Here is a 22,044-nt window from a genome sequence, read left to right on the forward strand (position 1 = left end):
TCAGTCAAGGCGCACGGCCACCAGGCAGGTGTCGTCCTCGTTGTCCTCGGGCGTGAACGCGCTCATGATGCGGTCCATGGTGTCCTGCGCGCTGAGGCCGGCGCAGGACACCAGCACCCGGCGCAGTGCGTCGATGCCCTGGTTGATGTCCTCGCCGCGCCGCTCGACCATCCCGTCGGTGTACAGCAGGACGAGGTCGCCCGGCCGGAGCGGGACGGTGGCGGTCGCGTACTCGTGCCCGGGCAGCATGCCGAAGAGCGGCCCCCGATGGTCCGTGGCGAGCTCGGAGGCCTGGCCGTCACGGAGCAGCAGGGGCGCCGGATGGCCCGCGCACGCCCAGCGGAGGTTGCGCTCCTTGTCGATGTGGCCGATGATCCCGGTCGCGGTCTCCGCGGTGGGGTCGCCGCACAGCAGCTCGTTGAGCCAGGTCGTCAGCTGCCCCGCGTGGGTACCGGGCGCATGCGCGAGACCCGCGAGGGCGTGTCTTTGCTGCGCCATCCGGGCAACCGCGCTCAGACCGTGGCCACAGGCGTCACCGATGGCGAGAAGGATCCTTCCGTCCGGCAGCAGGCGGCATTTGTACCAGTCACCGCCTACGGCGGCGTCCGTCTCCGCCGGCAGGTAGGCGGCCGCCACGGAGAGTCCCGCTTGGGCGAGCTCCACCGAGTGGCTGGGCAGGAGCGCCTCCCGCAGTGCCGCCGCCACGCGCCGTTCGACCGCCGCCTCCTCGCGCAGCCGCTCGGTCTGCCGCCGGGTCGCCGCCAGCCGCTGGCGGCTGCGCACTTGGGCGGTCAGGTCACGTGCGATGAGGTGGACCGCCCACGGAACGCCGTCCCTGGCGATGACGGGATGGCCGACCAGGTGGAGGGTACGGATCTCCCCGAGCACGCTGAAACGGATCTCCGAGCCGGCCGGCTCCTCGCCGTCGAGGAGCGCGACCAGCATCCTGGAGAAGCGCGGCACGTCGTCCAGGAGCACGGCGTCGCACAGCTCCACCAACGACAGGGGGCGTCTCTCCTCGGTACGGAAGATCGCGTGGAGCCCCTCCGACCAGTGGGTGTCACCGGACAGCAGGTCCCACGTGCCCCAGCCCATGGAGGCGATGTACTGCGCGTCGAGCGACAGCATCTCCGTCCGGTTGCGGGCGGGCCGCCACGTGGCCAGCACCTGGTCCCCGCAGGACGCCGCGTCGTACAGCAGCCGGGCACGGTGCAGGCCGTCGCCCCGCTGTTCGGTGTAGTCGACGGCGTACGCCTGCAGGGCGCGACCGCCGCTCAGTACGCCGACCAGTGCGCCGATCAGACCGCTCGCCGCGGCTCCGGGCTGGACCTCGAGCAACCGCCGGCCGATCTGCCGGTCGGGGGCGTCGAGCCATTGGGCCGAGCGGACGTGGTTCCCCGCCCGGACCGTGAAGTCCACGGTGTGCCCGTCCTCGTCCCGTACGGGGACCAGCAGCGCGGCCGACACGGGGATCGCCGGCAGCGTGGCGCAGACGCACGCCCACGGGTCGTGCCCCTCCGGCGCGTCACCGCAGGCATGCCCGGGTCCCTCGCCCGTACCACAGGGGCAAGCCGGCGCCGGCTCACCGTCCTGCTCGGCGCCGGCCGCCGGCCCGTGGTCCAGGCGTACCCCCGCGTCCCGGCGCGCGGCGGTGCGCAGCGCGGTCACCTCGCGTGTGAGGAACTGCTTCAGCGCGTCGGGATCCTGCGGAATCACTGGAGTCATCGATCCTCACCGTCTCGGGTAAGCAAGCGCGGGGCTTCCTCGCCGGGGACCTCGCGGGACCTCGGCCTCGAAAGTACCCGTTCGGTAGTCGGCCCGCACGACGGAGACCGGGCGCGAGCCAGGGGTCCGCAGGTCGAGTGCGGCGCCGGGCCGCGGGGGGACCGGCCGGTGGCCGCGTCGCCCTGAGGACGGCCCCGGATGCATGCGACGGGGTTGGTGTGGGGTGCGGTGTGAGATGCGAGTTCATCGGGGTACGCGCACCATGACCGTGAAGACGACCGCCCGGGGCGCCGGCGGCCTTCCGTTCGTTGCGCCAGGAGGTGCACTTCCATGGCTGTCCGTCATCAGCTGATTCGCCGCTCCCCGCAGGACGTGTGGGATGTGCTGGCAGATCCGGTCCGGTACAGCGACTGGGTGGTGGGCCCGTCGAAGTCCACGCCGCTCGATCGCCACTGGCCCGAGCCCGGCGCCCGCCTCCGCTACAGCGTCCGGCTGGGTCCTTGGACGGGGGAGGGGGTGACGACCGTGCGGCACCGGGAACGGGGGAGGGAGCTGGAGCTCGAGGCGTCCTTCGGCCCGCTGGGTACCGCGAGGATCTTCCTCGTGCTCCGGCCCTGGGGTGAGGAAACCCTGGTCATCTGTGACGAGCACCCCCTTCGCGGCCCGGCCGGCACCCTCCACAACCCCGTGAGCGAGGCCCTGCTCCAGCTCCGGCACCGGGGCATGCTGGCCCGACTGGCCAAGGTCGTGGAGCAGGAGCACGCCGGGGCCCGGCACCCCTGACGCGGTGCCGGGCCCTTCCCGCCTCCTCGGGCGGCCTTTCGAGGAGGCGTCCCGCACGCTTGATCACGTACCTCGGCAGCCCCGGCTTCCCGGACAGGGCGCCGCACGGGCATGAGACCGCATGGGCCTGGGCATCTGCGGGGGAGAGCACCCAGGGATTGCGTAGAGAGGGAGTGTCCGTGCTGCCCGTTGAGCTGACTGACGCAGGCGTGATGATCATCCGCCTGCAAGCCGACCTCGATATCGACAGCCGAGCCTTGGTCGCATGGGAGATCGACAGCCTCGTCTCATCCCACCGTCCCTCGTCCGTCGTGCTCGAGCTGCACGGCTCCGCCATCGGCTCGGCGACCGTGAGCACCATCGCGCGTACCGACCGGCTGTGTGCCCAGTCCCAGCTGCCGTGCGCCGTGGTCTCCGGTCACAGCGACACCCGTCGGGCCTTGCTGGCGCATGCCGGTACCCGGGGGCCCGGGGTGTACGACACTCTCGCCCTGGCCGTGGCTGCCGTCTCCCCGGCGATCCAGGCGGCAGCGTGAGCGGGGTCGCCGGGTAGCCGTCGCCGGGTAGCCGAGCGGCTACGGCGGCAGAGGTTCGTGCACGGCGGCGGGGTCCCGTTCCAGGGACCCCGCCGTCGGCGTCCGCACCTCTGGTGCGGGCCTGCCGGCTACGTGGAGGCGGCTGCCGGGAAGCGGTCCCACACCCGGTGCTCGGAGAGCAGCTGCGCCAGCCCCTCCACCGTCGAGGCCGCGTCCGTGCCGGCGACGATGCCGGTGGCATCGGCTGAAATGCCGGCTTCGGCCAGGACGTCTTCCGCGCCGGCGAAGCCGCCGATGGCCTTCGCGTGGCGGAACATCTCGGTGACCAGGAGAAGGACCCGGGGATCGCTGCCCACGGAATGCGGGGCCCGGGTCTTGCCCCGTGCGCCCTTGCCCCGCGCTGCCTTCGGGTCACGGCCGTCGACGGCGTCCGCCACGGGGCCGGGTGCTCCGGCGACGAGCAGTGCGTCGAACTCGGTGGACCGGGCCGTGGCGAACGTCCGCTGGACGGTGACGGCGGCCTTGCCCGAGCCGAGGGCGCCGCCGACCGGGGCGATCACCAGGGGAAGCATGCCGGCGTCGAGCACGGCCTGCCGCCCTGCGGCGACCTCCTTCACATCGCTGTACGGGCCGGCGACGATGCCGATGACCCGCCCGTCCAGCGGCCACGCCTTGCCGAGCTGGGACAGCGCGGGACTGGGCTCGGCCGCCGACGGCGGCTTCGTGGCGGCGGGGGCGGGCAGCCCCAGACCCGCTGCCACCTGGTGGCACAGGCCGGTGTCGATGTTGGCGAGGACGGTGAGGACGCGTTCCTTCACGGTCTGCTCGTAGCACTTGGACAGTTCGAAGGTGTAGGCGGCGACGATGTGCTCGCGCTCCACCGCCGTCATGCTGAGCCAGAACTGCCGGGGCTGGCTGAAGTGGTCGTCGAAGGATGCCGGAGCCGCCCGCTCCTTGCGGGACGCGGACAGCTCGACGGGTACGTCGACGAAGGCTCCCGTGTCCGCGCCCGCGAGGAACGGGCAGCCGCCGTCCAGGGTGTTCGGCCGGTACGGCGCGACGCCGGAGTGGACCGCGCTCTGGTGCATGCCGTCGCGGAGCATGTCGTTCACGGGCGCGTGCGGCCGGTTGACGGGGAGCTGGCCGAAGTTCGGGCCGCCGAGGCGGCTGATCTGCGTGTCGAGGTAGGAGAACAGCCGTCCCGCCAGGAGGGGGTCGTCGGTGACGTCGATGCCGGGGACCAGGTGGCCGGGGTGGAAGGCGACCTGTTCGGTTTCGGCGAAGTAGTTCTGCGGATTGGCGTTCAAGGTCATCAGGCCGAGCGGCCGGACCGGGGCCAGCTCTTCGGGAACGATTTTCGTCGGGTCCAGCAGATCGATGCCCTCGAACATCTGCTCCGGGGTGTCGGGGAAGGCCTGGATCCCCAGCTCCCACTGCGGGAACGCGCCCGCCTCGATCGCGTCGGCCAGGTCCCGGCGGTGGAAGTCAGGGTCCATACCGGCGGTGATCTGGGCTTCCTCCCACATCAGGGAGTGCACTCCCAGCTTTGGCTTCCAGTGGAACTTCACCAGAGTGGTGGCGCCCTTGGCGTTGACGAGGCGGAAGGTGTGGACTCCGAACCCCTCCATCATCCGGTAGGACCGCGGGATGCCCCGGTCCGACATGTTCCACAGCGTGTGGTGGGTGGCCTCGGTGTGCAGCGACACGAAGTCCCAGAACGTGTCGTGGGCGCTCTGCGCCTGAGGGATCTCCCGGTCCGGATGTGGTTTCCCCGCGTGGATCACATCGGGGAACTTGATCGCGTCCTGGATGAAGAAGACCGGGATGTTGTTGCCCACCAGGTCGAAGGTGCCCTCGCCGGTGTAGAACTTCGTCGCGAAGCCTCGTGTGTCCCGCACGGAGTCGGCCGAGCCGCGGGAACCGAGGACGGTGGAGAACCGCACGAAGACCGGCGTCTCGACGCCCTTCCCGAGGAAGGCCGCCTTGGTGACCTTCGCCGCGGTTCCGTATCCGGTGAAGACGCCGTGGGCGGCGGCCCCCCGTGCGTGGACGACGCGCTCGGGGATCCGCTCGTGGTCGAAGTGGGTGATCTTCTCCCGCAGGTGGTGGTCCTGGAGGAGGACGGGCCCGCGCCCTCCGGCCTTGAGGGAGTGGTCGCTGTCGTACAGCCGTGCGCCCTGGGCTGTCGTCAGGTAGGCGTCCCCCTGGGCCACCGCGGCCGCCGGCGACCCGGTCGGCTGCCCCGTGGGGCTCAGTGCGGCGGGGCCCCGCTGGTCGGCCTTGGGCGGCAACGGGTCGCGCGGGTTCTTGGGCTCGGCCGGTGCGGGCGGCTCGGGAGCCGGGGCTCCGGGGATCCTGTCCGGGCCGCGGGACTCGCCGGCCGCCTTCCGGGCCGTGGTGGTCTTCGTGGTCGTGGGCTTCGGCTTGGTCGTCTTCTTCGCGGCCATGATGTCCTCTCCGTTGATCGGGGGAGTCGGGGTTCGCACCGCCCTGGGGCCGGACCGAGCCGTCGGCCCGGTTCCGTACCGCGGAGCGCTCCGCGCTCGACGGGGCTGAAACCGTCGACTACCCGATATCCCCCGATAAATCCTTTTCATACCCAACGCGCCGGATGGACGGCACCTTCGGTACTCGCGTGGCGGTCGGCGCCGCGCAGGGCGCCTCTCCTCACGTCACGGACGGGGCTTCGCGCCCTTCGGCTCCTCCCGCTCCCGGCGGGCGTGCTCGACCATGGTCTCGATGTCGAGCGGGTCGACCTCGGCGGCCTCGGCCTGCTGGTCGGGTCGGTCCCGGGGTATCGGACGGACTGTCTCGCGGGCTTCGCCTCGCGTACTCACTGGAGCGCCTCCTCGGCTCGACTCAGTCACGCGTATACCCGCGACGGCCGCATCCTTGCGGTTCAAGTGCAGGCGTGAGAAGGGAAGTTGGCCTTCTCGAGTACGCCTGCGCCGCTCGCCGGGCAGACAGCAGGGGCGGGGCGGCAACCACCCGGTTGCCGCCCCGCCCCTGACTCGCACCCCGTTCAGACCCGGTGCGGGCCGTCGTAGTAGCCACCGACCTGCCGGTGGTACGCCTGGTTGCCCAGGTGGATGTCCTTGTCGAACTCCGGAGCCGCCTTGATCTCGGCCTTGGTCCGGCCGGCGTAGATCTTTTCCTCCTGGGCGTCGATCCGCTCGATCGTGCCCGCGGGCAGGAGGGCTTCCTTGCCGAAGATCCACGGTCCGGTGTCGACCACGATGTAGGAGGAGCCGACCTCGTCGGAGTGCTTGTCGACCTTGCCGATGGAACCGTCCTTCGCCTCGACCTTGTAACCGGTCAGATCGGCGCCGCTCAGATGGCCAACCGTGGCGCGGTAGCCCCATACGTTCTCAGTCATACTAAAACTCCTTCACTATCGGTACCGGCGGCCTGCTGCTCTCTCCCCGATTCCAACGACCGGAAAGGCGCGGTGTGCCGCCGGAAACTCGCCTGCCCACACCGCCCTGTTTCACACAACGCGGATTCTTCTTGAATGTCAGGACGGGGCGGCTGTGTCCTTGCGGCCCGCGGCAGGACACAGCGGTGGGGCCCGCCCCGAACCAGGGAGGGCCCCACCGCTGCGCAGGTCAGACGGGTGATCCGGCTACCAGCGGTACCAGCGGCCACTGCCGCTCTTCGGACGGACGATGAACCCGAGAAGCCAGATCACAAGCACCGCGATCGCGACCCACCAGAGAATCTTCAGGGCGAAACCGGCGCCGAACAGAATCAGAACGAGCAGAAGAACCAGAAGCAGGGGAACCATTGATATCAACCTCCGAGGAGCCGAATGCCCCCACCGTCCCCGAGTATGCGTACGAATCCCAGAAGGCTCCTACCGGCGCGCCCGTGAAGGGGAGGATCTCCTCGATCGGCCCCCTTCTCATCGGCTGACGAGCCCCGGGCTGCGGACGCCGCCTCCGGTCCGGGCCGCGGTGGCACATTCGTGCCGGCGGTGTTTGGCTGGAAGGGCCGGATTCCCCCCGATCCGAGGACTGACCATGAGCAATGAAAGCGGGCCGAGCCAGAGAGCCCGGGAAATGCGTGACAAGGCCCAAGAGCTGGAGCTGGCGGCTGCGCATGCGCAGGATCCCGTCGAGAGGCAGCGGCTGAGGGACAGGGCCATTCACATCCGGGAGAAGAGCGAACAGGAGAACGGCCGAGGCAGCGGAACCATGGACCCCATGTAGCCGGCCCGGATCACGGATGAGGACGTGGTCCGGGGGAGGCGTGGTGCTGACGCGAGCCGGGAGAAGACCCGCGGGCCGAGCAGCCCGAGCATGGTCGCGACCGCCCCGGGAAGCAGGGCGGTCCACGCGACCCGGCCGCCGAGCAGCAGCCGCTGGGGCCACCAGAAGAACACCGTGCCGATCGCCACCGTGACGCAGCCGCGGGCAGTCCGTCCCTCCAGCCACTGCGCGAACCCCTCCACTGCGACGCCTCAAGGGCCGTTCCCTGCTGCCCGCCGGCTCCGGGCCGGGTCCGCGTGCAGGGCGCTGCCCCCGAATAGAGCGGGTTCCTGAGGGCAGCCGTGGTGTGAGCGGTCGGCGGGTGTCCGACCGGACCGGAAGGGACATGGCGTGAACGCAACTGCGGGGCGTGGCGATACGGGGTCGGGCACGGGGTCGGCGAACGGGCGGAACACCCGGCGGGCCGTGGTGGTCGCCGCGCGGTGCGGGCTGGCCACGCGCGGCGTGCTGTACGTACTCGTCGGTGTGCTCGCCCTGCGGATCGCGTTCGGCGAGACCGGGGAACAGGCCGACCGGCAGGGCGCGCTGGCGGAGCTTACCGAGCACCCGGGCGGCGCGGCGCTGGTGTGGGTCATCGGGGCGGGGGTGGTCGCGATGGCGCTGTGGCGGCTGTCGGAGGTGGTGTTCGGCGCGGTGGGGCCAAAGGGGGACCGGGCGTCGAAGCGCGCTGCATCGGCTGCCCGGGCGGTCTTCTACGGCGTCGTCGCGTACTCCGTGCTCACCTTCGCCGCGGGGCGCGGCGGCGGCCAGGACGGTGACCAGCAGTCCCGCGACGTGACGGCCAAGGTCCTGGACGTGCCGGCGGGTCAGTGGCTCGTGGGGCTGGCCGGACTCGCCATAGCCATCGCCGGCATCGTGATAGCCGTGCAGGCCGCTCGGCGCACGTTCCGCGACAAGCTGGACACCGCCTCCATGTCGGAGCCGGTACACAAGGCCGTGGAGGTCCTCGGCACGGTGGGCGGGATCTGCCGTGGCGCGGTCTTCGCCACGGCCGGAGGGTTCGTCGTACACGCGGCCCTCAGCTACGACCCGTCGGCGGCGCGGGGCGTCGACGAGACCCTCCGCAGCTTCGCCGGGACCCCGGCCGGTCCGTGGCTGCTCGTCGCCGTCGCCGTGGGGCTCGTGCTCTTCGGGGTGTTCTCGTGGGCCATGGCCATGTGGCGGCGCGTCTGACACGGGAGCCCGGCCCCCTGGCCGGAGCCCCGGCCCAGCCCGTCGTCCGGCGCGGGCGCGGATATCCGCGCCCGCGCCCTGTTCGACGAGCTGCTCCCCGGGCCCCCCGGATTCAGTCGGGCGGTTCCGGGACCGCCGGCGGCTCGTCGGGAGGCGGCGCGTCAGGGGACGGGCGGGGATCGCGGGGCCGCGGTCCGGGCTTGGGGGGCTGCGGGTCACGCGGTACCGGATCCGGCCTCCCGGGCGTCGGCCCGGGCCCTTCGGGTTCCGGTTCGTCGCCGGTGTTCGGGTGTGTGGATTTCACCTTGGGGTTCCCTTCCGTGCGGGTGGTGCGGTGCGTGTGGAGTACGCCTGCGCCTGCCCGGCCGGGTGCGGCGCAATCCTGTCGCGCGGCGCCCGTCGGTACGAGGCCCTCGGCCGCTCCGCTCAGCCTCCTGCGGCGGTGATGTGCCCCGCATCCGGGAAGAACGGCAGGTAGTCGGCGTCCGGGCCGGAGGGGATCACCGCGTAACTGGCCTCGGGCAGTTCGTTCCACACCCCGGGCAGGTCACCGAGGGGCTCCGAGACCACGATGCGCGTCTCGTCGGAGATCTCCCGGAGATATTCCAGTTCGGGATGGAGATGCCGGACGGTCTCGGCCCTGCTGCTGTAGAAGAGCGAGCGCGATTTCCCCTGAGTGGAATAGCGGAAGGCCCATACGCGCTCGCCGTCGCTCACCGCCACCGTCATCTGCAGTGGATCCGGCACGCCGTGTTCCTTGCCGAGGTGTTCCACCAGGCCCGCCATACGGGCCACCGCGCCCGGGACGTCCTGGTCGAGGCCGAAGGTGACGGCCAGGTAGAACATCACCTCGGAGTCGGTCGATCCCTCGATGGACGGGAAGAGCGCAGGGTCGACCGCCATGCAGAGATCGCGCTGCAGCCGGGGAAAGTCCGCGATGGCCCCGTTGTGCATCCACATCCAGCGGCCGTGGCGGAACGGGTGGCAGTTGGTCTCCTGAATCGCCGAGCCGGTGGAGGCGCGGACGTGGGCGAAGAACAACGGGGAGCGTACGTGCGCGGAGAGCTCGCGCAGGTTGCGATTGCTCCAGGCCGGTCCGATGTCGCGGAAAATCGCCGGAGTCCCGTCGCCGTCCGCGCTGTACCAGCCGATGCCGAACCCGTCGCCGTTGGTCGACTCGACGCCCATCCGGGCGTGCAGGCTCTGGTTGATCAGTGAGTGCTCCGGTCGGTAGAGCACGGTGTCCAGCAGCATGGGCGTACCTGAATAGGCCAACCAGCGGCACATGCGCACCATCCCTTTCAAGGCCTGTTCCGAGCCTAGCGCCGGTGACGGCGCACTTCCCCTCGCCGGGCCGTCCGCGCGGCCTTCTCGGCGCGGTCCGTTTCCGGCCGCTGCCACTCCAGCCCCTCTCGTACCCACCCGAGGCGGTATAAGACGGCACGTCGGCGGGTGGCTGCCGTGCGGCGGCGGTCAGGGCATCGCGAAGACCCCACCCCACTATTGGAAATGAAAACGGTTTCGGATAGCGTTCCTCGGGTCCGGCACCGCGGTACGCCTCCTGTCAGGCGGTCTGCCGCACACCTGTGCCCGAGAGCCGTAACGGCGGTCTGAGAGGGAGTCCTGTGGGGCATCTGCTGGTTGTCGAAAGCTGGGTGGGGTCGATGAGCAGGCTCCTGCCCAGAGCGATCCGCGAAGGCGGGCACGAGTTCACCTTCGTCACCCGGGACCTGCACCACTACCTGCGTGCCACCCCCGGTCTTCCCGGCGACGGGACGCACCCCCTGCTCGCGGCGCGCAACGTCGTCACGGCCGACACCAACGACGTGGACGCGCTGCTCCCGCTGGTGGAGCGGCTGCACGGGGTCCTCGGATTCGACGGGGTGGTCTCGTCCTGCGACTACTACCTGCCGGCGGTCGCGCGCATCGCCGAGCGCCTGGGCCTGCCGGGGCCCACCGTCCTGGCCGTCGAGGCGGCGTGCCACAAGGGGCTGACCCGCCGGGTGTTGGCGGAGGCCGCGGTGCCCGGCCCGCGGTTCGCGGTGTGCGGGGACACGGCGCGGGCGGCGGCCGCCGCCCGGGAGATCGGCTACCCACTGGTCGTCAAGCCCGTCGACCTGTGCGGCGGGATGCTGGTGCGGGAGGTCCGCGACGAACGCGAACTGGACTCGGCCTGCCGGGCGCTGTCCGATTTCCCGGTCAACGCGCGCGGCCAGGACCGCAGTCCCGTCCTCCTCCTCGAGGAACTCCTCACCGGCCCCGAAGTCAGCGTCGAGACCGTCTCCTTCGGCGGCGCCACCCACGTGGTCGGGGTCACCGACAAGAGCATCGGCGGAGCCCCGGCCTTCATCGAAACGGGTCACATGTTCCCCGCGGGCATGGCCGCGGGGCTGGAGCGGGAGGCCGTCGACACCGCGGTGGCAGCGATCAACGCTCTCGGACTGGACCACGTGGTCTGCCACACCGAGATCAAACTGACTCCGCGAGGACCCCGGGTGGTCGAGGTCAACCCCCGCCCGGCCGGAAACCGGATCACCGAACTGGTCCGCCACGTCACGGGCGTCGACCTGGCCGCCGCGTGCTTGGACGTCGCCCTCGGTCGCAGGCCGGACCTCACCCCGCGGCCGACGGGCGTGCACAGCGCGGCCGTCGCCTTCCTGTTGCCCGACACCACCGGAACCCTCGCCGGCATCGATGGCGCGGACGACATCCGTGAGCGGAGCGAGGTGCTCGAACTCGCCCTCGCCGAGCCGGGCCGCACCGTACGCGCCGCCACCAGCAACAACGAGTACCTCGGCCACGTCATGACCGTCGACACCGGTGGCGGCGGCGCCCGCGAGACCGCCGAGCGGCTGCTCTCCCGCCTGCGCCCCACGTACGTGGAGGATGCGGCCGAAGGGCGGGCGCCCGAGCAACGTACGGCCGAAGGGAGTGCATCCGATGGCGGCCCGCCCGAAGATCGTGCACCCGCAGGCGGTCCGCCCGCAGATCGCGTGCCCGATGACAGTCCGCCCGGCGAGCGTGTGTCCGAAGAGCGCTCCGTCGAGCCGGGTCCGGCGGTGCCCGCATGAGCGTTCCCGCCCTGCGCGAGCCGGCCGTCCGTACGGTCGACCAGCTGACCGAGTGCGTCCGTACCGGCGGCTACGGCCCCGACCCGGCCGAAGAGCGCATCGCGCTCGCCTTCACCACCGCTCAGGCGGTACGCCACGAAGGCCGCGCCGGCGGCTACCGCAACGAGGTGCTCAGCCTGCGCCTGGCCGGGGCCGTGGGATCCTGCGCCGTGGAGCCGGGAGCGCTGCCCGCGACGGCGCTCGACGACTGCGTCGGTGCCACCGTTGCCGACCTCCTCGGACACCCGTTGCTCCCCGTGCGGATCGCCGCACTGGACGCCTACCTGACGCATGTGCGCCCGCACACCCCCGACCACGGAGCCCGCCCCCACACGCTGCCGGCAGGCACCTCGCTGCAGCGCTCCCGAGCCCGGGCCCGCGCGGTCGTCGGCCTGCTCCCCCCGGCCCCGACCGGGCGGGTCCTCGTCATCGGCGTAGTCAACTCCCTCCTGGAGGCACTGCGCGAGCGCGGGATCCGCTACGTCCCCTGCGACCTCAAGGGCGGCGCCACCGAGTGGGACGAGCCCGTCCGTACGGACGCCCTCGCGGAGCTGGAGTCCTGCGAGGTGGTCCTCGCCTCCGGCATGACCCTCGGCAACGGCACCTTCCAGCCGCTCCTCGACCACGCCGCGGCGACCGGCAAGCCCCTCGTCATGTTCGCGCAGACCGGCAGCGCCGTCCTGCCGCGCTTCCTCGGAGCCGGGGTGAGCGCCGTCTCCGCCGAGCCCTACCCCTTCTTCTGGCTCGACGGCGGCCCCTCGGTCATCCACCGCTACGGCGCCATCCACCGCTACGGAGGCACCCGGTGACCACCGCACCCCTGCTGCACCGCCCGCCGGGCAGCCTCGCCCACCCCGACCTGCTGCCGCTCGTCGGCCGTACCCCGATCGCCCGGATCCGTACCGAACTCCCTTACTCCCACCCCGGCTTCTGGGCGAAACTCGAATGCCTCGGCGTCGGTGGCATGAAGGCCCGGGCGGCCGTGTCCATGCTGCGCGGAGCCCGCAGCCGCGGCGAACTGCGGCCCGGGGCTCCCGTGATCGAATCGACCTCGGGCACCCTCGGCATCGGCCTCGCCTTCGCCGGCCAGGCCCTCGGCCATCCGGTCGTCCTCGTCGGCGACACCGAACTCGAGCCGTCCATGCGGCAGTTGCTGCGCACCTACGGAGCCCGACTGGAGCTCGTCGACCGTCCGGCTCCCGAGGGCGGCTGGCAGGCGGCCCGGATCGCCCGGCTGCGCGAGGTCCTGAGCAGGACGCCGGACGCCTACTGGCCCGACCAGTACAACAACCCCGACAACGCGGCCGGCTACCTGCCGATGGCAGCCGAACTGTGCGCCCAGCTCGACCACTTGGACATCCTGGTGTGCAGCGTCGGCACCGGCGGCCACAGCGCGGGCCTCGTCGGCCCGCTGCGCCGCCGCTGGCCGCGGCTGAAAGTGATCGGCGTCGACTCCGTCGGCTCCGCCATCTTCGGCCAGCCCGCCCGCCCCCGACTGATGCGCGGACTCGGCAGCAGCATCCACCCGCGCAACGTCGCCCACCGGGCCTTCGACGAAGTGCACTGGGTAGGCCCCGCCGAAGCGGTCGACGCCTGCCGCAGGCTCGCCCGTACCAGTTTCGTCAGCGGCGGCTGGAGCACCGGGGCCGTCGCCCTGGTCTCCGCCTGGGCCGCCCGCATGGAGGCCGGGGCGGTCGTCGCCACAGTCTTCCCCGACGGACCGCACCGCTATCTCGGCACCGTCTACGACGACGACTTCTGCCACACGCACGGACTCGACCGGGCCGAGCTCGCCGACCGCCCGCTGGAGATCCCGCATCCGCAGGCGGCCGAGGCCGCCGGCTGGGCCCGCTGCCGCACGGTCCTCGACCCGCGTGCACTGCCCCTCGGCGGCGCCGCGTGAAGCTCACCTGGCGGACCACCGGACTGGAACTGGCCGAACCGCTGCGGATCTCCCGCTCCGTCATGGCCCGCCGCGACGCCGTCTGGGTCACGATCGAACACGGCGGACTGCGCGGCTGGGGCGAGGCCGTCAGCAGCAAGTACCTCGGCCTGCCCACCGACCGCATCACCCACCACCTCACCACCGCGAGCCCGCGCCTCGAGCGCTTCCCCGATCCCGAGACCGCCTGGGAGGAGTACCGGGACGACGGTCTGCCCGCCGGGGTGTACGCCGCGGTGGAGTCGGCCCTGCTCGACCTGGCCGGCAAACGGGCCGGCCGAAGCGCGCACGAGCTGCTGGCCACGGACCACGCCCGGCCGGCGGGGCGCACACGGACCGCCAGACCCGCACCGCCCGTACGGACCGCCCGTACGATCGGCATCGTCGCGCCCGCCCATGCTGCCGCACAGGCCGCCCGCCTCGCCCTGAGCGGGTTCGGCGTCCTGAAGGTCAAGGCCGGATCACCCGACCCCGCCGAGGACCTCGCACGCGTCGCCGCCGTACACGCCGCAGCCCCCGGGGCGAGCCTGCTGCTCGACCCCAACGGGGCCTGGACCGAACGCCGGGCCATCGACCTGCTGCCCCGCTTCGAGGCCCTCGGCGTCACCGCCGTGGAACAGCCGATCGCGCCCGGCCACCCCGAAGCCCTCGCCCGCGTCGCGAAGGAGTCCCCGGTCCCGGTCATCGCCGACGAGGACGCCGTCTCGTACGAGGACGCGCTCGCGCTCGCCGGACTCGTCCACGGCATCAACGTCAAACTCGCCAAATGCGGAGGTGTACGGGCCGCCCTGCGCATCCACGAGGCCCTGCGCGGCAGCGGCACCGACCTGATGCTCGGCTGCCTCACCGCCAGCTCGCTCGGCATGGCCCCGGCCGTGCACATCGCCGACCGGGCCCGCTGGGTGGACCTCGACGGACACCTCCTGCTCGCCGCCGACCCGTGGCACGGCATCGGCGGAACCGACGGCGCCGTACGCGTCTCCGGCCGCGCCGGGCTCGGCGTCACACGCGTCCACGCGGAGGCCGCCCGGTGAAAACCCTTGCCGCCGTACGGAGCTTCCCCCTCGCCGTACGCCTTCTCCTCGTCAACCAGCTCGGCGTCAACGCCGGCTTCTACCTGCTGATCCCGTACCTCGCCACGCACCTCACCGAAGACCTCGGACTCTCCGCGGCCTTCGTCGGCATCGTCCTCGGGCTGCGGAACCTCAGCCAGCAGGGCCTGTTCCTGATCGGCGGCTCGGCCTCAGACCGGCTCGGCGCCCGAGGCGTGATCATCGCGGGATGCGCGCTGCGCACGCTCGGGTTCGCGCTGTTCGCACTCGGGGACGGACTTCCCGTCCTGCTCGCGGCCTCCATACTCAGCGGGCTGGCCGGGGCCCTCTTCAACCCGGCCGTGCGGACCTACATCGCCCAGGAGTCGAGCGACCGCACGGCGGAGGCGTTCGCACTGTTCAACGTCTTCGCCACGACCGGCGCGCTCCTCGGCCCCCTCCTCGGCAGCCTGCTGCTGCTCGTCGACTTCAAGGCGGCCGCGCTCACCGCCGCCGGCATCTTCGCCCTGCTCACCGTTGCCCAGAGCGTGGTGCTGCCCGCCCGGCCTGCGCCCAGCCCGACCGGGACCGTCGCGGGCGACTTGCGGGAGGTGTTCGGCAACCGGCGGTTCCTGGCGTTCGCACTGGCCATGGTCGGCATGTACGCAATGGAGAGCCAGCTCTACCTGCTGCTCCCGCACGCCGCGTACCGGGCCACGGGCTGGGACGGCTCCACCGGCCTGCTCTTCCTCGCGGGGACCGTCGTCAACCTGCTGTTCCAGCTGCGCATCACCCGACGGCTCGGGAGCCGGGGGAGCGGTGCCCGCTGGATGGCGACCGGGCTGGCCGTCATGGGCCTCGCCTTCCTCCCGCCCCTGCTCGCCTCCGGCGCCTCCGGCGCGCACCCGGCCCGCCTGGCCCCCGTACTCGCCGGCGCGCTGCTCCTCCACCTAGGCGTGATGATCGCCCAGCCCTTCGTCATGGCGCTGATACCGGCCTACGGCCCGGGCGGCCTCACCGGCACGTACTACGGGGTGTTCTACCTGGTCTCCGGCCTCGCGGCCGCCCTCGGGAACACGGCCGTCGGCTGGACCATGGACCGCGCCGCACACGGCGGCCCGGCCTGGCTGCCATGGGCCCTGTGCCTCGGCCTGGGGCTGGCGTCGGCGAGCGCGCTCGCCTCTCTGCACCGCAGGGGCGCCCTCCCGGCCGTCCCCGCCCCCCGGGCCCCCGCCCCCGCGACCCCGTGCACCCAAGCCCGTCCCGGGAGCGGGCCCCGATGACCGAAGCCAACCTGCTCACCGACCATCCCGAGCTGTACGAGGAACGCTTCCCCGACCCGGAACACCGTGCCGCCCGCTGGGCCGAGAACGTGCTCGCCCGATACGGCTGCGGCCCCCGCCTCCTCGACGTCGGCTGCGGCACCGGGCGCGACGCCGCCTGGCTGCACCACCGGGCCGGCCGCCGGGTCACCGGCATCGACACCTCGCACACCATGCTGGCGCACGCCCGCAGCCGCCACCCCGGCCCCGCCTACCACCTGGCCGACATGCGCGAGTTCGACCTCGACGCCTCCTTCGACGCCGTCGTCTGCCTGGACAGCGCACTGCTGTACTGCCACACCAACGACGACCTCACCGCCTTCCTCGCCCGCTGCCGCGCCCACCTCACCCCCGGTGGACTGCTCGTCGCCGAGATGCGGGGCGGCGCCTTCTTCCTCGGCAACACCGAACTCCTGGACGGACCCCGTACCGCGACCGCCACCTGGCGGGGCGTCACCTACACCTCCCGCACCACCCTGTACGTAGACCACCCGGCGCAGCTGCTGCGCCGCCGCCGGATCTGGACCGCGGACGACGGCGCGCCCCCTGCGGAGCAGCACTCCGCCTGGCGCCTGCTCTTCCCGCAGGAGCTCCGGTACTTCCTCGCCACGGCCGGCTTCGAGGTCCTCGCCCTCTACGACCGGCCCGGCCCGCGCACCGAACCGCCGTGGACCGAAGGAGAGGCCCCCAGCCGGACCGCGAGTTCCGACCGCCTCCACCTGATCGCCCGGCTCACACCCCACCACCGCAACGGAGACAGCACCTCATGAACGACCAGCCCAGGGGCCTCGCCCGAAGAGGGTTCGTCATCGCCGGCAGCGCCACCGCCCTGGCCCTCGCCGCCGGATGCGGCGCCGGCGGGTCCACCGGGCCGGACGCCCGCAACACCGGGTCCCAGACCCCCGAGCGCGGCGGCCGGCTGCGCGCCGCCTTCGCGGGCGGCGGCGCGAACGAGACCCTCGATCCGCACGCCGCCAACCTGTTCGTCGACGCCGCCCGTGCCAAGGCGCTCTTCGACAAGCTCGCCGACTTCGGGGCCGACCTCGCCCCGGTCCCGCGCCTCGCGGAGCGGTGGGAGCCGAACGAGGCCCTCGACAGCTGGCGCATCACCCTGCGCGACGCCGTCTTCCACGACGGCCGTCCGGTCACCGCCGAGGACGTCCTGTACAGCTACCGCAGGATCACCGACCCGAAGGGCACCTTCCGGGCCAAGGCCTCGTTGGAGCCCATCGACCTCGCGGCCAGCCGGGCCCCGGACGCCGGCACCGTGGAGTTCAAACTCAAGCGCCCCTACGCCGAGTTCCCCAACGTCCTCGCGGCCTTCGGCGCGTACATCGTCCCCAAGGACACCACTTCCTTCGACCGCCCCGTCGGATCGGGCCCCTTCGGCTTCGTGTCCTTCAAGCCGGGCCGCAACCTCCTCCTCGAACGCAACGACGCCTACTGGGACGGCGCCCCGTACCTCGACGAGCTCGAGTTCCTCGTCGCGGCGGAGGAATCGGCCCGCGTCGGAGCGCTGCTGGGCGGCCAGGTCGAGTACGCCCACGAACTGAACCCGGCCACGGCCCGCGCCCACGAAGGCAGGGGGAGGATAGCGGTGGTCCGCCTCCCCGGCAGCGCCATGCAGGGCTTCGTGATGAAGACCGACCGACCGCCCTTCGACGACAAGCGGGTCCGCCAGGCGTTCTTCCTCATCGCGGACCGTCAGGAACTCCTCGACGGAGCCCTCTCCGGAGCGGGCGGGATCGGCAACGACCTCTTCGGCAAGGGCTACCAGTACTACGCCACCCATCTGCCCCAGCGCGTCCAGGACCTCGACCGGGCCCGCGCGCTGCTCAAGGAGGCCGGCGCCGAGGGGCTCGAGGTCACCCTCGACACCGCCCCCGCCGCCACCGGATTCATCGAGGCCGCCGCCATCTTCAAGGAGCAGGCCGCGAAGGCCGGAGTCACCGTCGAGGTCAAGGTGGGCAACAAGGACACCTACTGGAAGGACATCCTGTCCAGCGGAACCTTCGCCTCCTACCGGTCCGGCGCGATGCCCATCGAATCCCACATCTCGCAGCGGCTGCTGACCGGCTCCACCACCAACGCCACCAAATGGCAGCACAAGGACTTCGACGACCTCTACCAGCAGGCCCAGTCCACCCGCGACGAGACGCGGCGCGCAGCCCTGTACGAGCGCATGCAGCGCCGCCTGCACGACGAGGGCGGCTTCCTGATCTGGGGCTTCGCCGACTGGATCGTCGCCACCGCGCCCAAGGTGCGCGGGGTGTCCGGGGCGGCCCCCGCCAACACCCTCGACTGGGCCCGCTTCGACAAGACCTGGCTCGCGTGACGCTCCACCTGTCGTGGGCCGGCCGCCGCCTGCTCCTAGGTCTGGCGCAGACGGCGGCCGTCGTCCTCTTCGTCTTCCTGCTCACCGAGGCCCTGCCCGGCGACGCGGCCGTCGCGCTCGCCGGGGACCAGCCCGACCCCGAGCGCATCGCCCGCATCCGGGAGGCCATGGGACTGGACCGCCCCGCCGCCGAACGGCTCCTGGACTGGGTCGCCGGCATGCCGCACGGTGACCTCGGCGCCTCCCTGGTCACCGGCCGGCCCGTCACCGGCCACCTCGCGGCCGCCTTCGGCCCGACCCTCCTGCTGGCCGGCGCCACCCTCGTGCTGCTCGTCCCGCTCTCCGTCGGCCTCGGGGTGCTCGCGGCCCGCCGCGAAGGAGGCCCCCTGGACCGGATCGTCAGCGCGCTGACCCTCGCCGTGCACGCCGTACCCGAGTTCGCCTTCGGGGTGCTCCTGGCCGCGTGCTTCGGGCTGTGGCTCGGCTGGCTGCCACCCACCGCCGTCGGTACGGACGTCTTCGCGCGGCCCGCCGTCCTGGTCCTGCCGGTCGTCGTCCTGCTGTCCCGGCCGGTGTGCACCCTCAGCCGGCTCGTGCGCGCCGGGATGATCGACGCGATGGCCTCGCCGTACGTCGCCCACGCCCGGCGCTACGGGGTGTCCCCGACCCGGATCCGCTGGACACATGCCCTGCCGAACGCCCTGGCGCCCGCCACCCAGCAACTGGCCCGCACCTGCGACTGGCTGCTCGGCGGGGTGATCGTCGTGGAGGCCCTGTTCGTCGTCCCGGGCCTGGGCACCGTACTGATCGAGGCCGTCGCCGCCCGCGACGTACCGGTCGTCCAGGGCCTGGCCGTCGTCTTCGGGGTCGTCACCGTCGTGGTCAACCTCCTCGCGGACCTGGTCGCACGGCGCTTCGCCCCGCGCGCGGAGGTGGCGGCATGAAGCATGCCCGACAGACCATCCCTAGGTACGCGCTCGCCCTCGCACTCCTCGCCGTACCGTTGCTCCTCGCCCTGCTGGGCCCGCTGCTGGCGGGCCCCGCCGGCCCGCGCTCCGTCTCCTTCTCCCCGGCCGCCGGTCGGGGGCACTGGCTCGGCACGGACTTCAGCGGCCGGGACGTCTGGCACCAAGTCCTGCTCGGCGGGCGGCCGGTGGTCCTCGTGGCACTGGCGGCCACCCTCCTCGCCTACCTCGTCGCGATCCCCCTGGGCCTCACCGCTGCCCTCACCCGCCGGACCTGGCTGGAGGAGGCACTGATGCGCCCGATGGACGTACTCATCGCCGTGCCCTCCCTGCTCCTGGTGCTGCTCGTCGCCGCCACCCTCACCCCGGGATCCGCCGGACTGACCGTCCTGGTCGGGCTGGCCGCCGTACCCGACGCGGCACGCGTCGTCCACGCGGCCGCCGTCGAGATCTCCGCCCGGCCCGCCGTCGAAGCCCTGCGGATGCAGGGCGAGTCCTGGTGGCGCACGGCCCTCGGCTACGTGGCCCGCTCCATGCGGCGCACCCTCGCCGCCGACGTGGGCATCCGGCTGACCGGAGCCCTCTACCTGGTGGCCACGGCGGCCTTCCTCGGCGTCGGTGTACCGCCGGACGCCGCCGACTGGGCGGTGATGGTCGACCGCAACCGCACGGGCCTGTTCCTGCAGCCCTGGGCCGTGGCGGTGCCCGCCCTGCTCATTGCCGCGCTGTCGATGGGCACCAATCTGCTGTTCGACGCCGCTCTGCAGGAAGAAGGAGGAAAGGGATGATCCCCGTCGCGCACGTGCGGGACCTCCGCGTCGAGATCGGCGCCCGCGCCGTCGTGGACGGCGTGAGCTTCGAGGTGCACGCAGGGAAGGTCACGGCCCTCATCGGACCTTCCGGCAGCGGAAAGACCACGACGGGTCTCGCACTGCTGGGGGAGTACCCGCGGGGCGCCAAGGTCGCGGGCACCGTACGGACGGCGGAGGGCGCGGTGGGATACGTACCCCAGCACCCCGCGGCCGTCCTGAACCCGGCCCGCCGTCTGGGAACGCTGCTGCGGGACATCGCCGCGCGGCAGGGCGGCGGCCGGCCGGAGATCCGCGGGCGCATCGAGCAGGCCCTGCGCCTGGCCCGGATCCCGGACCCCCGGGCCGTTCTGCACCGCTTCCCCCACCAGTTGTCCGGCGGCCAGCAGCAGCGGGTCGTCCTGGCGCAGGCGCTGCTCCTGGGCGCCCGCGTCATCGTCGCCGACGAGCCCACCACCGGGCAGGACGCCCTCACCAAACAAGGAGTGGTCGCACAGCTGGCGGCAGTGGCGCGGCAAGGCCTCGCCGTAGTCCTGCTCAGCCACGACCTCGACGTCGTAAGGGAGTTGGCCGACGAGGTCATCGTCATGCGGGAGGGCCGGGTGGTGGACCGGGGGACGGCGTCGTCGGTCCTGTCCCCCCTCGTGAAGGCGGGTCCCCGCGCCGTACGCGCGGCCCGCCCGCGGGGGCCCGTACGTCTGACCGCTCAAGGAGTGAGCGCGAAGCACCGGACGGCGCGGGGCGCCGTCCGGGTGCTGAGCGACATCGGTCTCTCGGTCGCGGCGGGCGAATGCCTGGCCCTGGTCGGCCGCTCCGGCAGCGGGAAGACCACCCTGGGACGCTGCCTGGCCGGCCTGCACGCGGCGTACGAGGGCACTGTCCTGCTCGACGGCGCCCCCCTGGCCCGCAGCCTGCGCTCCCGCAGCCGTACGGAACTGGCCGCCGTGCAGTACGTGTTCCAGGACGCCAAGGCGGCCTTCGACGAACACCGGTCCGTTCTCGACCAGGTCGCCCGCAGTGCGGTGCGGCTGCGGGGAACCGATCCCGGCGAAGCCCGGCGGGCGGCGGCGCGCACTCTTGAGGAACTGGGCCTGAGCGCGAGCCTCGCCGAGCGCCGCCCCGGAGGGCTCTCCGGGGGCGAACTCCAGCGGGCCGCACTGGCCAGGGCGCTGCTGGCGCAGCCGCGGGTCCTCGTCTGCGACGAGATCACCTCCGGACTGGACCCTGCCACCAAGCACACCGTCCTCGGCGTACTGGACCGGCTCCGGGAGCGGACGAACCTCGGCCTGGTCCTCATCACGCACGACCTCACCGCGGCCGGCGCCCTGGCCGACCGGATCGCGGTCCTGGACGCGGGGCGCGTGGTCGAAGAAGGACCGGCGCCGCGCCTGATCGGCGCACCGCGGCACCCGCTCACCAAAGCCCTGCTCCAGGGCGGCTGAACGGGGCGCGGAATCCGCCGGGCGAGGCGGCCCTCCGGGGACGACCGGTGCCACGGTTTCGGCCGCGGCCACCATGACGCCGGTCCCGGCACCCACTTGTGGGTGCCGGGACCGGCGTCATGGTGCGGGGGAAGGATCAGAGGAGGCGGCCGCCGAAGGGGCCACCCATGCCGTAGTACGTGCCCAGTTCCTCCCGGTACCCGGCGTCGCCGAGGTGCTTGTCCCGGTGGAACTCGGGGGCGTCCTTGATCTGTTCCTTCGTACGGCCCACGAAGACCTTGTGGTCCTCCGTGTCGATCCTGACGACCGTGCTCGCCGGCAGCAGGACCTCCTTGCCGAAGATCCACACGCCGGTGTCGACCACCAGGTATGCGTCACCGACCTCGTCGGAGTGCTTGTCGACCTTGCCGATACTGCCGTCGGTCGCCTCGACCTTGTAGCCGGTCAGGTCCATACCGGCCAGGTGGCCCGCGGTCGGCTCGTAACTCCACGCATGTTCAGTCACGCGAATTCAACTCCTCCGGTCAATGGGGACCGGCGGGGAAAAGGTTACCCGCCGATCGCCCTTGTTCCGTACGTCGTGCAAGGCGGGCATACCGCATT

At 72.3% G+C, this 22,044-nt stretch carries 22 protein-coding genes; 14 read left to right on the forward strand and 8 right to left on the reverse strand.

The genetic code is table 11. The features are described from left to right. Positions 1-1,725 (reverse strand): PP2C family protein-serine/threonine phosphatase, encoded by a 1,725-nt coding sequence (locus OTB20_RS22330; protein ID WP_267819998.1) that lies wholly within the window; start codon positions 1,723-1,725, stop codon positions 1-3. A 330-nt stretch (positions 1,726-2,055) separates the two neighbouring features. Between OTB20_RS22330 and OTB20_RS22335 the strand changes: the two genes are divergently transcribed. Together OTB20_RS22335 and OTB20_RS22340 are read left to right on the forward strand one after the other, a co-directional pair. Beyond that, on the forward strand, positions 2,056-2,508 hold the full coding sequence (locus tag OTB20_RS22335) for an SRPBCC family protein (protein ID WP_267820000.1): 453 nt from the start codon (positions 2,056-2,058) through the stop codon (positions 2,506-2,508). 179 nt (positions 2,509-2,687) lie between these two features. Further along, entirely contained in the window at positions 2,688-3,044 is a 357-nt protein-coding gene (locus tag OTB20_RS22340) for a hypothetical protein (RefSeq protein ID WP_267820001.1), read from the forward strand. A gap of 128 nt (positions 3,045-3,172) precedes the next feature. On the opposite strand, the gene OTB20_RS22345 is transcribed toward OTB20_RS22340, so the two are convergent. The 4 genes from OTB20_RS22345 to OTB20_RS22360 form a co-directional block, all read right to left on the reverse strand. After that, positions 3,173-5,491 carry a catalase gene (locus tag OTB20_RS22345; protein WP_267820003.1) on the reverse strand — a complete coding sequence of 773 codons (2,319 nt, stop codon included), beginning with the start codon at positions 5,489-5,491 and terminating at the stop codon, positions 3,173-3,175. Positions 5,492-5,716: 225 nt separating this feature from the next. Continuing rightward, entirely contained in the window at positions 5,717-5,881 is a 165-nt protein-coding gene (locus OTB20_RS22350) for a hypothetical protein (RefSeq protein ID WP_267820005.1), read from the reverse strand. A 185-nt stretch (positions 5,882-6,066) separates the two neighbouring features. Next, on the reverse strand, positions 6,067-6,420 hold the full coding sequence (locus tag OTB20_RS22355; protein ID WP_267820007.1) for a PRC-barrel domain containing protein: 354 nt from the start codon (positions 6,418-6,420) through the stop codon (positions 6,067-6,069). Between the two features lie 246 nt (positions 6,421-6,666). After that, on the reverse strand, positions 6,667-6,828 hold the full coding sequence (locus OTB20_RS22360) for a hydrophobic protein (protein WP_267820009.1): 162 nt from the start codon (positions 6,826-6,828) through the stop codon (positions 6,667-6,669). A gap of 274 nt (positions 6,829-7,102) precedes the next feature. On the opposite strand from OTB20_RS22360, the gene OTB20_RS22365 reads away from it, so the two are divergent. Then, complete coding sequence (locus OTB20_RS22365) at positions 7,103-7,252, forward strand: DUF6381 family protein (RefSeq protein WP_267820109.1); 150 nt, start codon at positions 7,103-7,105, stop codon at positions 7,250-7,252. On the opposite strand, the gene OTB20_RS22370 is transcribed toward OTB20_RS22365, so the two are convergent. Then, positions 7,189-7,494 (reverse strand): hypothetical protein, encoded by a 306-nt coding sequence (locus tag OTB20_RS22370; protein WP_267820123.1) that lies wholly within the window; start codon positions 7,492-7,494, stop codon positions 7,189-7,191. The genes OTB20_RS22365 and OTB20_RS22370 overlap by 64 nt on opposite strands. 148 nt (positions 7,495-7,642) lie before the next feature. Between OTB20_RS22370 and OTB20_RS22375 the strand changes: the two genes are divergently transcribed. Continuing rightward, positions 7,643-8,485: a DUF1206 domain-containing protein gene (locus tag OTB20_RS22375; RefSeq protein WP_420716459.1), complete on the forward strand. Its 843-nt coding sequence runs from the start codon at positions 7,643-7,645 to the stop codon at positions 8,483-8,485. A gap of 426 nt (positions 8,486-8,911) precedes the next feature. Here the strand turns inward: OTB20_RS22375 and OTB20_RS22380 are convergent, their stop codons facing one another. Beyond that, positions 8,912-9,772 carry a class II glutamine amidotransferase gene (locus OTB20_RS22380; RefSeq protein WP_267820011.1) on the reverse strand — a complete coding sequence of 287 codons (861 nt, stop codon included), beginning with the start codon at positions 9,770-9,772 and terminating at the stop codon, positions 8,912-8,914. Positions 9,773-10,110: 338 nt separating this feature from the next. On the opposite strand from OTB20_RS22380, the gene OTB20_RS22385 reads away from it, so the two are divergent. From OTB20_RS22385 to OTB20_RS22430, 10 genes are read left to right on the forward strand one after another with little or no spacing between them, the layout of a single operon-like run. Continuing rightward, positions 10,111-11,556 carry an ATP-grasp domain-containing protein gene (locus OTB20_RS22385; RefSeq protein ID WP_267820013.1) on the forward strand — a complete coding sequence of 482 codons (1,446 nt, stop codon included), beginning with the start codon at positions 10,111-10,113 and terminating at the stop codon, positions 11,554-11,556. After that, positions 11,553-12,404: a Rossmann-like domain-containing protein gene (locus OTB20_RS22390; RefSeq protein ID WP_267820015.1), complete on the forward strand. Its 852-nt coding sequence runs from the start codon at positions 11,553-11,555 to the stop codon at positions 12,402-12,404. Before OTB20_RS22385 ends, OTB20_RS22390 begins: the two co-directional genes overlap by 4 nt. Beyond that, the gene (locus OTB20_RS22395) at positions 12,401-13,498 is read left to right on the forward strand and encodes a PLP-dependent cysteine synthase family protein (protein ID WP_267820017.1); all 1,098 of its coding nucleotides are present in this window, start codon (positions 12,401-12,403) and stop codon (positions 13,496-13,498) included. The genes OTB20_RS22390 and OTB20_RS22395 overlap by 4 nt, the downstream gene beginning before the upstream one ends. After that, positions 13,495-14,571, forward strand: a complete 1,077-nt coding sequence (locus OTB20_RS22400; RefSeq protein ID WP_267820019.1) for an enolase C-terminal domain-like protein — start codon at positions 13,495-13,497, stop codon at positions 14,569-14,571. Before OTB20_RS22395 ends, OTB20_RS22400 begins: the two co-directional genes overlap by 4 nt. Then, positions 14,568-15,851, forward strand: coding sequence for an MFS transporter (locus OTB20_RS22405; RefSeq protein ID WP_267820021.1), 1,284 nt, complete (start codon positions 14,568-14,570; stop codon positions 15,849-15,851). Before OTB20_RS22400 ends, OTB20_RS22405 begins: the two co-directional genes overlap by 4 nt. Beyond that, on the forward strand, positions 15,848-16,660 hold the full coding sequence (locus OTB20_RS22410) for a class I SAM-dependent methyltransferase (protein WP_267820022.1): 813 nt from the start codon (positions 15,848-15,850) through the stop codon (positions 16,658-16,660). The genes OTB20_RS22405 and OTB20_RS22410 overlap by 4 nt, the downstream gene beginning before the upstream one ends. After that, positions 16,657-18,225 carry an ABC transporter substrate-binding protein gene (locus OTB20_RS22415; protein ID WP_267820024.1) on the forward strand — a complete coding sequence of 523 codons (1,569 nt, stop codon included), beginning with the start codon at positions 16,657-16,659 and terminating at the stop codon, positions 18,223-18,225. The genes OTB20_RS22410 and OTB20_RS22415 overlap by 4 nt, the downstream gene beginning before the upstream one ends. Continuing rightward, the gene (locus OTB20_RS22420) at positions 18,213-19,169 is read left to right on the forward strand and encodes an ABC transporter permease (RefSeq protein ID WP_420716466.1); all 957 of its coding nucleotides are present in this window, start codon (positions 18,213-18,215) and stop codon (positions 19,167-19,169) included. Before OTB20_RS22415 ends, OTB20_RS22420 begins: the two co-directional genes overlap by 13 nt. Further along, positions 19,166-19,978, forward strand: a complete 813-nt coding sequence (locus tag OTB20_RS22425) for an ABC transporter permease subunit (protein WP_267820027.1) — start codon at positions 19,166-19,168, stop codon at positions 19,976-19,978. Before OTB20_RS22420 ends, OTB20_RS22425 begins: the two co-directional genes overlap by 4 nt. After that, entirely contained in the window at positions 19,975-21,441 is a 1,467-nt protein-coding gene (locus OTB20_RS22430; protein WP_267820028.1) for an ABC transporter ATP-binding protein, read from the forward strand. Before OTB20_RS22425 ends, OTB20_RS22430 begins: the two co-directional genes overlap by 4 nt. A gap of 136 nt (positions 21,442-21,577) precedes the next feature. On the opposite strand, the gene OTB20_RS22435 is transcribed toward OTB20_RS22430, so the two are convergent. Beyond that, positions 21,578-21,946, reverse strand: coding sequence for a PRC-barrel domain containing protein (locus OTB20_RS22435; RefSeq protein WP_267754344.1), 369 nt, complete (start codon positions 21,944-21,946; stop codon positions 21,578-21,580). Positions 21,947-22,044 lie beyond the last annotated feature (98 nt).

The sequence above is a fragment of the Streptomyces sp. H27-H1 genome (assembly GCF_026627445.1).
Classification (GTDB): Bacteria; Actinomycetota; Actinomycetes; order Streptomycetales; family Streptomycetaceae; genus Streptomyces.